At 55.3% G+C, this 14663-nt stretch carries 14 protein-coding genes; 8 read left to right on the forward strand and 6 right to left on the reverse strand.

What is annotated here, in order from left to right; translation table 11 throughout:
- The first annotated feature begins 123 nt into the window (after nt 1-123).
- From FN082_RS12460 to FN082_RS12490, 7 genes are all read left to right on the forward strand, one after another.
- Entirely contained in the window at nt 124-1113 is a 990-nt protein-coding gene (locus FN082_RS12460) for a sulfate ABC transporter substrate-binding protein (protein WP_142981647.1), read from the forward strand.
- 175 nt (nt 1114-1288) lie between these two features.
- Complete coding sequence (locus tag FN082_RS12465) at nt 1289-2050, forward strand: CDP-diacylglycerol diphosphatase (RefSeq protein ID WP_139538396.1); 762 nt, start codon at nt 1289-1291, stop codon at nt 2048-2050.
- Nucleotides 2051-2315: 265 nt separating this feature from the next.
- Nucleotides 2316-3650: an MFS transporter gene (locus FN082_RS12470; protein WP_139538395.1), complete on the forward strand. Its 1335-nt coding sequence runs from the start codon at nt 2316-2318 to the stop codon at nt 3648-3650.
- A 10-nt stretch (nt 3651-3660) separates the two neighbouring features.
- Nucleotides 3661-4620, forward strand: coding sequence for an aminoimidazole riboside kinase (locus FN082_RS12475; RefSeq protein WP_142464163.1), 960 nt, complete (start codon nt 3661-3663; stop codon nt 4618-4620).
- Nucleotides 4621-4629: 9 nt separating this feature from the next.
- Nucleotides 4630-5670, forward strand: coding sequence for an ADP-ribosylglycohydrolase family protein (locus tag FN082_RS12480; RefSeq protein WP_142981648.1), 1041 nt, complete (start codon nt 4630-4632; stop codon nt 5668-5670).
- Nucleotides 5671-5732: 62 nt separating this feature from the next.
- Nucleotides 5733-6455, forward strand: a complete 723-nt coding sequence (locus FN082_RS12485) for a GntR family transcriptional regulator (RefSeq protein ID WP_080190231.1) — start codon at nt 5733-5735, stop codon at nt 6453-6455.
- A 97-nt stretch (nt 6456-6552) separates the two neighbouring features.
- Nucleotides 6553-7857, forward strand: a complete 1305-nt coding sequence (locus FN082_RS12490; RefSeq protein WP_139538393.1) for an SLC13 family permease — start codon at nt 6553-6555, stop codon at nt 7855-7857.
- A 109-nt stretch (nt 7858-7966) separates the two neighbouring features.
- Here the strand turns inward: FN082_RS12490 and tpiA are convergent, their stop codons facing one another.
- Both tpiA and FN082_RS12500 read right to left on the reverse strand, forming a co-directional pair.
- Nucleotides 7967-8734 (reverse strand): triose-phosphate isomerase, encoded by a 768-nt coding sequence (gene tpiA, locus FN082_RS12495; RefSeq protein WP_139538392.1) that lies wholly within the window; start codon nt 8732-8734, stop codon nt 7967-7969.
- Nucleotides 8735-8842: 108 nt separating this feature from the next.
- Nucleotides 8843-9442 carry a DUF1454 family protein gene (locus FN082_RS12500; protein WP_142464161.1) on the reverse strand — a complete coding sequence of 200 codons (600 nt, stop codon included), beginning with the start codon at nt 9440-9442 and terminating at the stop codon, nt 8843-8845.
- A 112-nt stretch (nt 9443-9554) separates the two neighbouring features.
- Between FN082_RS12500 and FN082_RS12505 the strand changes: the two genes are divergently transcribed.
- Nucleotides 9555-9983 carry a DUF805 domain-containing protein gene (locus FN082_RS12505; protein WP_139538390.1) on the forward strand — a complete coding sequence of 143 codons (429 nt, stop codon included), beginning with the start codon at nt 9555-9557 and terminating at the stop codon, nt 9981-9983.
- On the opposite strand, the gene fpr is transcribed toward FN082_RS12505, so the two are convergent.
- The 4 genes from fpr to trmH all read right to left on the reverse strand — a co-directional run bounded on the left by fpr (nt 9984) and on the right by trmH (nt 14663).
- Nucleotides 9984-10730, reverse strand: coding sequence for a ferredoxin--NADP(+) reductase (gene fpr / locus FN082_RS12510; RefSeq protein WP_142464160.1), 747 nt, complete (start codon nt 10728-10730; stop codon nt 9984-9986). It lies immediately after the preceding gene.
- A gap of 95 nt (nt 10731-10825) precedes the next feature.
- Nucleotides 10826-11836 (reverse strand): class II fructose-bisphosphatase, encoded by a 1011-nt coding sequence (gene glpX / locus FN082_RS12515; RefSeq protein WP_139538388.1) that lies wholly within the window; start codon nt 11834-11836, stop codon nt 10826-10828.
- A 53-nt stretch (nt 11837-11889) separates the two neighbouring features.
- Nucleotides 11890-13971 (reverse strand): ATP-dependent DNA helicase RecG, encoded by a 2082-nt coding sequence (gene recG / locus FN082_RS12520; RefSeq protein ID WP_139538387.1) that lies wholly within the window; start codon nt 13969-13971, stop codon nt 11890-11892.
- A gap of 2 nt (nt 13972-13973) precedes the next feature.
- Nucleotides 13974-14663, reverse strand: coding sequence for a tRNA (guanosine(18)-2'-O)-methyltransferase TrmH (gene trmH / locus FN082_RS12525; protein WP_142981649.1), 690 nt, complete (start codon nt 14661-14663; stop codon nt 13974-13976).

Raw genomic sequence — 14663 nt, forward strand, 5'->3', positions numbered from 1 at the left:
GGGGCAAATTTCCCTCGCCATATATACTCACAAGTTATAGCCAATCTTTTTTTATTCTTTAATCATTGGTTCGCTTTCTGGCACGCTTCATTCATCACAACACAACATAAAGAGAGCGGTGCGATGAATAAGTGGGGCGTAGGGTTAACTCTGTTGCTGGCATCCGCCAGCGTTCTGGCAAAAGACATTCAATTATTAAACGTTTCTTACGATCCGACGCGCGAGCTGTACGAACAGTACAACAAAGCATTTAGCGCGCACTGGAAGCAAGAAACCGGCGACAACGTGGTGATTCGTCAATCCCACGGCGGCTCCGGCAAACAGGCGACGTCGGTAATCAACGGTATTGAGGCTGATGTGGTGACCCTTGCGCTCGCCTATGACGTTGATGCGATTGCCGAACGTGGCCGAATCGACAAAAACTGGCTGAAGCGCCTGCCGGATAACTCTGCACCGTATACCTCAACCATCGTGTTCCTTGTACGTAAGGGCAACCCGAAGCAGATTCATGACTGGAACGACCTGATTAAACCGGGCGTGTCGGTGATTACCCCGAACCCGAAAAGCTCCGGCGGCGCGCGCTGGAACTATCTGGCGGCCTGGGGCTACGCGCTGCACCAGAACAACGGCGACCAGGCTAAGGCTCAGGAGTTCGTGAAAGCGCTGTTTAAGAACGTCGAAGTGCTGGATTCCGGCGCACGTGGCTCGACCAATACCTTCGTAGAGCGTGGGATCGGCGACGTGTTGATTGCCTGGGAAAACGAAGCGCTGTTGGCAACGAACGAACTGGGCAAAGATAAATTTGAAATCGTGACCCCGAGCGAATCGATTCTGGCTGAGCCGACCGTGTCCGTTGTGGACAAAGTGGTCGATAAAAAAGGCACCCGTCAGGTGGCTGAGGCGTATCTGAAGTACCTCTACTCGCCGGAAGGTCAGGAGATTGCAGCGAAGAACTTCTATCGCCCGCGTGACCCTGAAGTGGCGAAAAAATATGCCAGCGAGTTCCCGAAACTGAAGCTGTTCACTATCGATGAAGAGTTTGGCGGCTGGACTAAAGCGCAGAAGGAACACTTCTCCAACGGCGGTACCTTCGACCAAATTAGCCAGCGTTAATTATCACTTCCTTTCCCCGCTCGCGCTACGCTTAGCGGGGCTACGGCGGGGCGGTAGCCCGGACAGGCGCGTTAAGCGCCGCCTCCGGGAAAACGGCTTCGCATGTCCCCCTCTGTTTTCATTTAGTCATCAAACTGCGCTACTCTTCCGTTTCTGGCTGAGACAGGAAAATAGAATGCGAAGAGTACGATACCTTTTATTGGTGCTGCTGGTGGTGGTTCTGGCGGCAATTGCGGGCGGTTATTACTGGCTCCATTCCGGCAACCCTGACGCGTTGCGGAAAATTGTTCTGCAACAGTGCGTCCCCAACCAACAGCAGAATCAAAATCCCGCGCCCTGCGCGGAAGTGAATCTGAAGGGCGGCTATGTCCTGTTTAAAGACCGCAACGGCCCGCTGCAGTATCTGCTGATGCCAACTTACCGTATTAACGGCACCGAAAGCCCTCTTCTGCTTGACCCACTGACGCCGAACTTCTTCTGGCAGGCCTGGCAGGGGCGTGAAATCATGAGCCAGCATCGTGGCTCTGCCGTATCGGATGATGTAGTCTCATTGACCATTAATTCGCGCAGCGGACGCACGCAAAATCATTTCCATATTCACATCTCCTGTTTACGGCCTGATGTTCGTACTCAACTGGACAAAGAGGCTTCCGTCATTAGTAGCCGCTGGTTGCCGCTACCTGGTGGGTTAATGGGCCATGAATATCTGGCGCGCCGGGTCACTGAAACGGAGCTGGCGCAGCGCAGTCCTTTTCTGATGCTGGCGGAAGAAGTACCGGAAGCGCGTGAGCATATGGGCCGCTTTGCGCTGGCGATGGCGAAACAGAGCGATGGCTCGCTGGTGCTACTGGCCACCGAGCGTAACCTGCTGACGCTCAATCGCGCATCGGCGGAAGAAATTCAGGACCATAGCTGCGCCATTTTGTCTTCACGCTAATTTTCTTCATGTGCTCACCATTCGTTATCTCCTTGATTCTTATCCCGGTTTAATTCCGGGATAAGTTTACATCTAAAAAATATGTGAAACTGATCAAAAGATATAAAGGTATACCTTTATATCTTTTGAAGGATGGTTACACTCTCTTCATAGCCTCCATTGCGTGTCGGACAGGCGGCTTATTTATAAAAACGTTTTTATTTCATGTAGTGACATCATTAATTGTTCACCAGATTTGCGCTGCTAAGCGTAAAGGAATATCAACATGAAACTTTCTATTGTGGAAAAAATCGGCTTCGGCGCGGGAGATATGGCGATAAACGTTGTGATTATCGCCATGCAGCTGCTCCTCGCCTATTTCTATACCGATATCTACGGCCTGAGCGCCGCTGATGTTGGCGTACTGTTTGTGGTTGTGCGGATGATTGATGCCATTATCGATCCGGCCATGGGGGTTCTTACCGATAAACTGAATACGCGCTGGGGGCGTTATCGCCCGTGGCTGCTGTGGTTTGCTATTCCTTTTGGCTTCGCCGTTTATTTGATGTTTATTACGCCTGATATGGCTTATATGGCCAAACTGGCATGGGCCTATGGCACCTATATTCTTATGACCCTGGTCTATACCGCGATCACCATTCCCTATATTTCGATGATTGGCGTGATTACCAGCGACCCCGTAGAACGGTTAAGCGCCAACGGCTATCGTTTTGTGATGACTAAGATTGCCGCTTTCCTGGTGACTATCGTCGTACCGATGCTTGCCGTCTGGCTGGGGCAGGGTAATAAGGCGCTGGGTTATCAGTTTTCGATGGGGCTGATGGGCGCGATGGGAGCCTTGTTGTTTATCTTCTGTTTTCTCACCACGCGTGAACGCAGCGAGCCGGAAATTACGTCGTTATCGGTGGGGAAACAGTTTAAATATCTGTTACGCAACGATCAGTGGATTATTCTCGGCGTTGTTATTCTGCTGCTGATGTGCGGTTATGTTATTCGCGGTTCCGTTGCCGCTTATTACGCCAAGTATTATCTGAACGGCGGAGATAGCCTGATTTCACCGTTTCTGACCACCGGCGTTATCGCTTCTATTTTAGCGATGATCGCCACCACCTGGATAACCAAGTTCTGGGACAAAATTAAAATGTTCCGCTATACCCAGCTCGTCACTTTTGTTCTGAGCGCGCTGATGTATTTCTCCGTCGGTCGTGAAAATCTTGTCCTGGCCTTTACGTTCTATTTTCTCATTAATTTCTTCTGCGATATGCAAATGCCGGTGTTCTGGTCCTCTATCGCTGAAGCGGTGGATTACGGCGAAAAGAAAACTGGTCTGCGCGTTTCCGGGTTGGCGTTTGGCGGCATTCTTTTCTTCCAGAAATTTGGTATGGGGATCGCTGGCGGCGTACTTGGATTCCTGCTGAGCCACTTTGGCTATCAAGCCGATGTTGAACAGACCGCACGTTCGCTCACCGGTATTGCGCTGATGATGACGCTCATTCCTGCTCTGTTCCACCTTGCGGTTGGACTGCTTATGAAAAAGTATCTGATTAACAACGAATATTATCGTGATATTCAGCTCGCCCTGGCGCAGAAACAGGCATAAGGAGGCGCAAATGAAGGCCATGAATAAGGTTTGGGTTATCGGCGATGCCTCCGTTGATCTGGTGCCGGAAAAACAGAATAGCTACCTGAAGTGCCCCGGCGGTGCATCGGCGAACGTAGGAGTGTGCGTGGCCAGGCTGGGCGGAGAGTGCGGTTTTATTGGCTGTCTTGGCGATGACGATGCCGGGCGTTTCCTGCGCCAGGTTTTTCAGGAGAACGCTGTGGATGTCACGTTTCTAAGGCTGGATGCAGCCCTGACCAGCGCGGTGCTGATCGTTAACCTGACGGCTGATGGGGAGCGTAGTTTTACCTATCTGGTGCATCCAGGTGCCGATACCTACGTCTCGCCGCAGGACCTGCCGCCGTTCAGGCAGCACGAATGGTTTTACTTCAGCTCAATTGGCCTCACCGACAGGCCCGCTCGCGAGGCGTGCCTTGAGGGAGCGAGAAGAATGCGTGAAGCGGGTGGTTACGTACTGTTTGACGTCAATCTGCGCAGCAAAATGTGGGGGAATACTGATGAAATCCCTGAACTGATCGCCCGGTCCGCCGCGCTGGCTTCTATCTGCAAAGTCTCGGCAGATGAGCTGTGCCAGCTCAGCGGGGCCAGTCACTGGCAGGATGCGCGTTATTACCTGCGCGATCTAGGCTGTGACACCACGATCATTTCGCTGGGGGCCGATGGCGCGCTGTTGATTACCGCCGAGGGGGAGTTCCATTTTCCCGCACCACGCGTCGATGTCGTCGATACCACCGGGGCAGGCGATGCTTTTGTCGGCGGCCTGCTGTTCACCCTTTCCCGCGCAAATTGCTGGGATCATGCCCTGCTGGCGGAAGCCATCAGCAATGCCAATGCCTGCGGCGCTATGGCGGTGACGGCAAAAGGCGCAATGACCGCTCTGCCGTTTCCTGAGCAGCTCAACACTTTTCTGTCCAGCCATTCGCTGGCACAAGCCATGACCGTGAAATAAGGAGTCATCATGCACGTTGATCAAAACAAAATACTGGGATGCCTGGTTGGCGCAGCCGCCGCGGACGCGATGGGAGCCGCGACGGAAGTACGCACCCAGCAGCAGATAAAAGACTATTTTGGCGGCTGGGTGACGACCTTTCAAAAACCGCCTGCGGACACGTTTGGCCGCTGCAATGAAGCGGGTATGTGCACGGATGATTTTATTCAGGCTAAGTACATTATGGACGCGCTGCTGCGCCATCAGCGTGAAGTCAGCGACGAAGCGATGCGCGAAGCTTTCCAGCAGTGGCTGGATTATCCTTTCTACGCCAACTTTACCGGTCCGACGACGCGTGCGGCAATGAAAGCGATATTTAATGATAATCGCGCCTCTTTGCAGGGCGAGCTGGAAGGCGAAAAACAGTCGGTACAGATTATTAATAAAGGAAACGCGGAAGCCACCAACGGCGCGGCTATGAAGATTTGGCCAGCGGCGGTGTTGCATCTTGGCGATATCGACGCGGCGATTGAATGCGCGCTGCAGATTTGCCGCTTTACCCATAACAACGTGCTGGCAATGTCCGGCGCGGCGGCGATGGCGGCGGCAACCAGCGAGGCGTTAAGAGCGCAGACCAACGCAGACAGCATTATTGCTGCCGGTATTTACGGTGCGCAAAGAGGCTATCTGCTGGCGCAGGAGCAAGGGGCGATGATGGTCGCCGGGCCTTCCGTTGCCCGACGCATTGAGCTGGCCGTGGATATCGGTAAACGTCATCGCCATTGGGAAACCGCGATTGTTGATATTGCCGATATTATTGGCTCCGGGCTGCACGTGAGTGAAGCGGTGCCCGCGGCCTTTGGCCTGTTCGCGTGTTGTCCGAATTCTGCGGTAGATGCTATTATCTCCGGCGTTAATATCGGCAATGATACTGATACTGTCGCCACCATGGTTGGGGCGATTTCCGGCGCATTCCATGGCGTGGAGGCTTTTCCCGCCGATTATTTAACGACCTTGGATCGTATGAATCATTTCGATTTGGCAGAACTGGCCAGGCAAATCGCAGGGTAGCGACTTCACCCTGCCGGGGACGGTAAAACGTCCCCTGCTGGCGAAGACGTGAGGTGCGCAGCTTGCAGGTTGATAAAACGAGCTTTACCCCGCTTTATAAGCAACTATTTTTTATCATCTGTCAGCAGATCCAGAACGGGTCTTTGCCTTTGGGTAGCCAACTACCGACGCAAAAAGAGGTCGCCAGGGCTTATAACGTTTCGCTGATTGTGGTTAAACAGGCCTGGAGCGAACTGATCAATGCGGGCATTATTTCGTCGCAGCGCGGGAGTGGTTCTGTGGTGTGCTCCGTACCGGAAGGCGTGAGCTATGGTCACACGTTTCGCGGTATTACCAGCGATCTCCAGGACGCCAGCGTGGCGATTGAGAACCGTATTCTGGAAATCGCGCCGCGCCGCGCGCGCGACGCTCAGGCAGACGGCTTGAGCCTGCCCGCACATCATCACTATCTCTATATTTCGCGTATTCGTTGCCTGAATAACCGCCCATTTAACCATGAGAAAATATATCTCGATCTCAGCTTCTTTCCCGGCCTGGAACTGACGCCGCAGGCGCTGGAGCATACGTCGCTCTATTCGTTATTAAACGTCACAAGCGACTCGGCGATAGAAAAAGTTGAGGCGATTTTACCTTCCGCCGACCTGTGTGAAAAACTGCAAATTGCCGCGAATAAACCGCTGCTATCCGTTGCCAGACAGACGTTTCAGGCCGGACAAGACAACCCTTTTGAGTATTGTCGCTATTACGTGCTGTCTGAATACTTTGGTGAAATTCATTATCACTGATCTGTCCGCTTAATCCTGCGATAACCCCACTATATCTGGCGTTTACCTGCCTGACTGTCCGTCGTATTCTTGCTGAAAAAATCGTCAGGAGACAGGTATGTCGCTCTGGTTGTCCCATCCTCTGTTCCTTCCTTCTATCATCGTTGGCATCACCATTTTGCTCTGGGCGACCTCGCTGCTGCCGGAGTTTATGACCGCACTGCTGTTTTTTGCCGCCGCGATGATCGCCAAAATCGCGCCGCCGGAGGTGATTTTCGGCGGCTTTGCTTCATCGGCCTTCTGGCTGGTATTCAGCGGCTTTGTGCTGGGGATCGCCATTCGCAAAACCGGGCTGGCGGACAGGGCGGCCCGCTCGCTCTCGTCGCGCCTCACCGATTCCTGGCCGCTGATGGTTGGTAGCGTGGTGCTGCTCAGCTATGCCCTGGCCTTTGTTATGCCTTCAAATATGGGGCGCATTGCGCTGCTGATGCCGATTGTGGCGGCCATGGCGAAACGCGCGGGGATTGAGGATGGCACGCGCGGTTGGTATGGGCTGGCGCTGGCGGTGGGATTCGGTACTTTCCAGCTGTCGGCCACCATTTTGCCTGCTAACGTCCCGAATCTGGTGATGAGCGGCGCGGCGGAAGGTTCATACGGCATCCATCTGAATTATGTACCCTATTTACTTCTGCATACGCCGGTGCTCGGTTGGTTAAAAGGGGCGGTACTGATTGCGCTGATATGCTGGCTGTTTCCCGGTAAACCGCATCCGCCGCGCGACATGACGCCGCTGCCGCCGATGAGCCATGATGAGAAGCGCCTGGCATGGCTGCTGGCGGTGGTGTTGACGCTCTGGGTGACTGAAAGCTGGCACGGCGTGGGGCCAGCCTGGACGGGGCTGGCGGCGGCGGTGATAACGCTTCTGCCGCGCGTTGGTTTTATCAACGGCGACGAGTTTTCCAGCGGCGTGAATATCCGTACCTGTATTTACGTCGCCGGGATTCTGGGGCTGGCGATCACCGTAACCCAGACGGGTATCGGTAGCGTGATGGGAAATGCGCTGCTGCATATTATGCCGCTGGATAAAGAGAGTCCGTTTACCAGCTTTCTCGCATTGACCGGTATTACCAGCGCGCTGAACTTTATTATGACTGCTAACGGCGTTCCGGCGCTGTATACCACCTTCGCGCAGAGCTTTTCCGATGCTACCGGTTTTCCGCTGTTGAGCGTGATTATGATTCAGGTGCTGGGGTATTCCACGCCGCTGCTGCCGTATCAGGCATCACCGATTGTGGTGGCGATGGGATTAGGGAAAGTACCTGCGCGGGCGGGGATGCTGCTGTGTATCGCCCTGGCGGCGGTGAGCTATTTGATTCTGCTGCCGTTGGATTATCTGTGGTATCAGGCGTTGGGGAAACTGTAGCCTGTTCCGCTTGGGGATTTTCCCGGAGGCGGTGCTGCGCACCTGTCCGGGCTACCAGGCGATAACCCCGGTTGCGAAGCGCGACCGGGGAAAGGCCCACTAAAGCGAATTACGCGTTTTTCGCGGCTTCAGCTGCTTTAACGATCACCGCGAAAGCGTCAGCTTTCAGGGATGCGCCGCCAACCAGCGCGCCGTCGATGTCCGGCTGGGTGAACAGCTCAGCGGCGTTGCCCGCGTTAACGGAACCGCCGTACTGGATGATCACTTGTTCAGCAACTTTCGCATCGGCTTTAGCGATGTGGTCACGGATGAATTTGTGAACCGCCTGAGCCTGGGCTGGGGTAGCGGATTTGCCGGTACCGATCGCCCATACTGGTTCGTAAGCGATAACCACGCCTTCGAAAGCAGCAGCGCCCTGAGTTTTCAGCACAGCGTCGATCTGACGTGCACAGACTTCTTCCGTTTTGCCCGCTTCGTTTTCCGCTTCGGTTTCACCGATGCACAGAACCGGAGTCAGACCCTGTTCTTTCAGCACGGCGAATTTCTTAGCGATCAGCTCGTCGGACTCTTTGTGGTAGGTACGACGCTCGGAGTGGCCGATGATGATGTACTGAGCGCCGATGTCTTTCAGCATTTCAGCGCTTGTTTCACCGGTGAATGCGCCGGACAGGTTCAGATCAACGTTCTGCGCGCCCAGGTGGATGTGGCTGCCCGCAGCGGCTTGTTTAGCCAGGTCGATATACATTTCAGGCGGAGCAATGGCAACTGCACAACCGGTCACGCCAGCCAGTTCGGTACGCAGGTTTGCGACCAGTTCGTTTACCATGTGGCGGCTGCCGTTCAGTTTCCAGTTACCCATCACTAAAGGATGTCGCATTTTTATTCTCCACGCGTCAAAGCGAATTAAGGAATATAGCCGCCCCCGGGGGCAGCATGGTCTGTGAAACAGTATAGAGATTCATCACTGGAAAGGCTTTGCTTTTTGTCATTTATTGTTGCCTTCCAGCGTTTCAGATAGCGCCAGCTTAATCGGTTCAACAGCGAAGGTCAGCCCTTTTTCGCCGTTGTCCGCCACCACATAGCGCACCGCGCCTTCGGTTTCCGTGAAGTAACGTTTACCTTTCCCGGCTGTCAGCAGTTTTTGCAGCTTCTGCTGGCTCTGCGCTGCGCTAAGCGTCGGTACGAAAGCGCGTATAACGGCGCTCATATACTCCTGTGCTTTGGCTTTTGCCGCTTTTTGCTGCGGTCCCTGAATCGGTAGCCAGGTAATCTGCATCGATTTGATTTTGAGCGTACCGCGCTCAAGCGCGGTGGACGCGTAAAGATTCTCGTTGATCTTCGTGGCCGCACGGGTCAGGTTGGCCTGGTCTCTACTGGAAACGACGGAGCGGAATTCATTAAGTGATAGCTTTGGGTTGTCGGCGTTGAATTTTTCCCGGAACTCGCTGATGGAAATGTCAAACACCGGTGCGCCGGAGAGAAGATAGGGGGCAGTTGCGTTGGATTCAGCTTCTGCGGACAACGCCTTTTGGCCGACGGATAACGCCGTCAGCCCCATTAAACATAAGGTTGCCCACTTCTTCATGCCTATCTTTCCTTTTTTTGTCTGCTGACGATTAAAACGAGAACCGTCACGCTTGTCAAAAAGTCACGCCTTCAGGGTAAACTACGCCAGTGATGATGATAAGGAATAAAACATGACCCTACAGCAGTGGTTATTCTCAATTAAAGGGCGGATTGGACGTCGCGACTTCTGGATCTGGATGGCTATCTGGATAATGACCATGAGCGCGCTGTTCACGCTGGCTGGCAGCAATCTTCTCAATTTGCAGACTGCGGCTTTTATTCTGGTGTGCCTGCTGTGGCCGACGGCTGCGGTGACGATCAAACGCCTGCACGATAGGGGTAAATCCGGGCTCTGGGCGCTGTTGATGATTCTGGCGTGGATGCTGCTGGCGGGTAACTGGTCGATGCTGCCAGGCGTCTGGCAGTGGGGCGTCGGGCGGTTTATACCGACGCTGATTATCGTCATGATGCTTATCGACCTGGGCGCGTTTGTCGGCACCCAGGGCGCAAATAAGTTTGGTAAAGAGACACTCGACGTCCGCTGGAAAGCGGAGTCCTGATTACCAGTAATGCTCGGCGGTCATATGGCCCGGTCGGCGACGCAGATGTTTGCTCATCTGCCGGGTCTCTTTCAGCAACTGCTGGGTATCGCGCACCATCTGCGGGTTGCCGCATAGCATGACGTGGCTGCTTTCCGCGCTCATCGGTAGGCCGACGGCCTCTTCCAGCGCGCCGGTTTCGATCAGGAACGGAATACGACCTGTCAGCATACCCGGTACGGTTTCCCGGCTGACGACCGACTGGATGCGGAGCTTACCTGCATAACGTTGTTCCAGCGCCTGCATTTGCGGCAAATAGCTGAGATCGGCGGCATAGCGTGCTGCATGGACCAGCACCAGATTATTGAAGCGATCCAGATCTTTCCCTTCTTCCAGAATCGACAGGTACGGGCCAATTGCCGTGCCGGTGGCGAGCATCCACAGCGTGTCGCAATCCGGCACTTCTTCCAGGACAAAGAAACCGGCGGCTTCGCTGACAACCTGAACTTCATCTCCCGGCTTCAGCGCGGCCAGCCGTGGGCTGAGTTTGCCCTCCGGAACTGTCACCAAATAGAATTCAAGATCGGGATTGCTGGGAGCATTAACATAGGAATAGGCGCGCTGCACGCGTTCGCCGTCAACATCAAGGCCCAGTTTGGCAAATTGCCCGGCGGTGAACGGATCAACCGGTGCATGAACGGTGAGGCTAAACAGTGCATCCGTCCAGTTTTGAACTTTTACCACTTTGCCTGTAACCCAGTTTGCCATAGCGTCTCTCCTCTCAATCTTGTTAGCGTATCTTCACCGCGACGAGAGAAGATTTCCAGCCCGAAAAGGCTGGAAAGCTCTATTGATCAAATGTTTTACAGGATGTGCAACTGGATATCCGGGTCTTTGCGATCGAGGTAATGAATCGACTGAATGCGGCGGATGGTACGGGATTTTCCGCGGATCAGCAGCGTTTCGGTGGTCGCCATATTGCCTTTACGGGTGATACCGTCCAGCAGGTCGCCTTTGGTGATCCCGGTCGCGGAGAAAACGACGTTGTCGCTGCGCGCCATATCGTCCAGGCGCAGCACTTTGCCTGCTTCAATGCCCATCGCCTGGCAGCGTTCCAGCTCGTTTTCACCGATGCGGCGGTTCTCTTCGCTGTCGCCTTTAACGTGGTGACGCGCCAGCAAACGACCGTTCATATCGCCGTCCAGCGCGCGAATCACTGCCGCAGAAACAACACCTTCCGGTGCGCCGCCGATGCCGTACATGACGTCTACTTCGCTGTCTGGCATACAGGTCAGAATGGAGGCCGCGACGTCGCCGTCAGGGATGGCGAACACGCGCACGCCCAGTTTCTGTAGCTCAACAATGACATCGTCGTGACGAGGCTTAGCTAAGATGGTGACGGTTAATTCACTCAGCGGTTTGTTCAGCGCGCTGGCGATGTTATGTAGGTTCTCCGCCAGCGGTAGGTTCAGGTCAATAGCGCCTTTTGCACCCGGACCGACAATCAGTTTTTCCATGTACATATCCGGCGCATTCAGGAAGCAGCCCTTATCGCCCACCGCCATGACCGCCAGCGCGTTGGCCTGGCCCATTGCCGTCATGCGGGTACCTTCGATAGGGTCTACGGCGATATCTACCGCATCGCCTTTACCGGTACCAACGCGTTCGCCAATGTACAGCATCGGCGCTTCATCGATTTCACCTTCGCCAATGACAATGGTGCCGTCAATATTGATCAGGTTGAGCATAATGCGCATGGCGTTGACGGCGGCGCCGTCGGCGGTGTTTTTATCACCACGGCCTAACCACTTATAGCCTGCCAGGGCAGCGGCTTCGGTGACGCGCGAAAATTCGATGGCCAGTTCTCGTTTCATAATCCACTCATCTGAATAAAAATTATGCGCAGCGTGGCGAGATGACGTTCGCGCTACGCGTTGGAATAGCGTTCGGTTTCCGGCATCCAGCGCTCAATGAGCGCGATGGCCTGCTGCGGGTAACGTTCATGAATATGGCGCGCGATGCGCTGAACTTCCGGGATCATGGCCTGATCGCGCAGTAAATCGGCGACTTTGAATTCAGCGTTGCCGGTCTGGCGGGTGCCGAGCAGCTCGCCGGGACCGCGTATTTCGAGGTCTTTCTGGGCAATAACGAAGCCGTCGTTGCTATCGCGCAGCACCTGTAACCGCTTCTGCGCGGTTTTTGACAGCGGTGACTTATAGAGCAGCACGCAGTGGGAAGCGACCGCGCCGCGCCCGACGCGCCCTCTAAGCTGGTGCAGCTGCGCCAGCCCCAGGCGCTCCGGGTTTTCGATAATCATCAGACTGGAGTTAGGCACGTCCACGCCGACCTCAATCACCGTGGTGGCGACCAGCAGATGCATTTCGCCTTGTTTGAACGCGCTCATGACCGCCTGCTTCTCGGCGGATTTCATACGCCCATGCACCAGACCGATATTCAGCTCCGGCAGCGCGAGCTTCAGTTCTTCCCAGGTAGCTTCCGCCGCCTGGGCTTCCAGCAGGTCCGACTCTTCAATCAGCGTGCAGACCCAATAGGCCTGACGGCCTTCGTGGGTACAAGCGTTACGCACGCGATCGATAATATCGCTGCGTCGGGTATCGGGAATGGCTACCGTAGTGACCGGCGTACGACCCGGCGGCAGTTCATCGATAACCGAGGTGTCGAGATCGGCATAAGCAGTCATCGCCAGGGTACGAGGAATGGGGGTGGCGGTCATAATTAGCTGGTGCGGGTGAAAACCCTGCTGCTGGCCTTTCTCCCACAGCGCCAGGCGTTGGTGAACGCCGAAACGGTGCTGTTCGTCGATAATCACCAGCGCGAGGCCGTTAAACTGTACCTGCTCCTGAAAGATAGCGTGGGTACCGACAATCATTTGCACCTGTCCGCTGGCGATAGCTTCCTGCTGCGCCAGACGCGCTTTACCTTTTTGTTTCCCGGCCAGCCAGCCAACCTCAATGCCCAGCGGTTCGAACCAATTGCGGAAGTTATTGGCGTGCTGTTCAGCCAGCAGCTCGGTCGGCGCCATCAGCGCGACCTGCTTGCCGTGGGCGATGGCGCGCAGTGCTGCCAGCGCGGCGACCAGGGTTTTACCAGAACCTACATCCCCCTGCACCAGACGCATCATCGGCACGTCCAGCGCCATATCGTGCTCGATTTCCGCCGTCACGCGCGCCTGCGCGCCGGTAGGTGTAAAGGGGAGGGAGGCCAGTAGTTTGTCTTTTAGCGCGTCGTTAGCGCTGAGCGCGAGGGCGTGATAGCGCTGGGCGCCTGCCCGCAGCGCCAGCATGCTGAGATTATGCGCCAGCAGCTCTTCCAGGATTAAGCGCCGCTGGGCCGGGTGTTTACCGCTCTCCAGTTCGCTGAGCTGTAATGACGGTGGCGGGCGATGCAGCGTGCGCAAGGCGTCCGGCAGGCTCATCATCCCCTGGGCCAGCTCCGGCGGCAGTAATTCGGCAATAGCGCAGGTTTCAAGTAGCTCCAGCGCCTGATCGGTGAGCTTACGCAGGGTTGCCTGTTTGATGCCTTCGGTGGTGGGATAAACCGGGGTTAGGGTTTCCTGTAAATCAGGTGTGCTCATGTCGCCCTGAACCCGATATTCCGGGTGGATCATCTCCGCCCCATGTTTACCGCGCTTTGCCTCGCCGTAAGCCAGCACGCGGCGTCCGGTTGCCAGGCTGTTTTTCATCGCCGCGCTGAAGTTAAAAAAGCGCATGGTGAGGATACCGGAGCCGTCGCTTATCTGGCAGGTCATCATCCGGCGACCGCCAAAAGTGATGTTGCAGTTGAGGACTTCGCCTTCAACCGTGGCATAAACACCGGGCAGCAGTTCGCCGATTTGGTACAGGTGGGTGCGGTCTTCGTAACGCAGCGGCAGGTGCAGAAGCAGATCCTGCACCGTGTGCAGGCCAATTTTTGAAAGTCGGCTGCTCTGGGCTGCGCCAACGCCGGTTAGGGTATTAAGGGGGACGGCATCTAACAGGCGACCTTGCATAATTACTTCGCCGCCTGCATGGTGGCCCACCACGCGGCATCGGCTTCGACTTCGCCCTGCTCGTTGACGTGAGGGTATGGCAGCCCTTTGCGTTTCGCGACCCGCGCCAGCACTGGATAGCCGCCTTCAAACAGCAGGCGCTGCTGGTCTTCTTCCGGCAGTATGCTGTTTTCACGCAGGTACATACCGGCATTTTGCCGCTGGCGCTGGGCTTCATAGAGAATCAGCGCTGAGGCAACGGAAACGTTCAGCGACTGCACCATGCCAATCATGGGAATGATGATGTCCTGATCCGCCAGGTCTAACGCTTCCTGAGTAATGCCGGTTTTCTCCTGCCCCATCAGGATACAGGTGGGGCGGGTATAGTCGATTTCACGAAAATCAACGGCTTTACTGGAGAGATGCGTTGCCAGGATTTGCATCCCCTGGCTTTTTAAATGTGTGACCGCATCGCCGATGGTGCTGTGCGTTTTAACCTGTACCCAGCTGTTGCTACCAGCCGCCGCAGAGGCCATGGTGCGCATGCGGCTGCCGGGCCAGATGGCGTGCACTTCATGCACGCCAACGGCATCTGCGGTACGAATCACCGCAGAAACGTTATGAGGCTTGTGGACCTGCTCCATGCAGACCGTCAGGTCAGGTTGACGCCTGGCGAGCATCTCGCAGATACGTGCATAACGCTGTGCATTCAT

This window comes from Klebsiella spallanzanii (assembly GCF_902158555.1).
Lineage (GTDB): Bacteria > Pseudomonadota > Gammaproteobacteria > Enterobacterales > Enterobacteriaceae > Klebsiella > Klebsiella spallanzanii.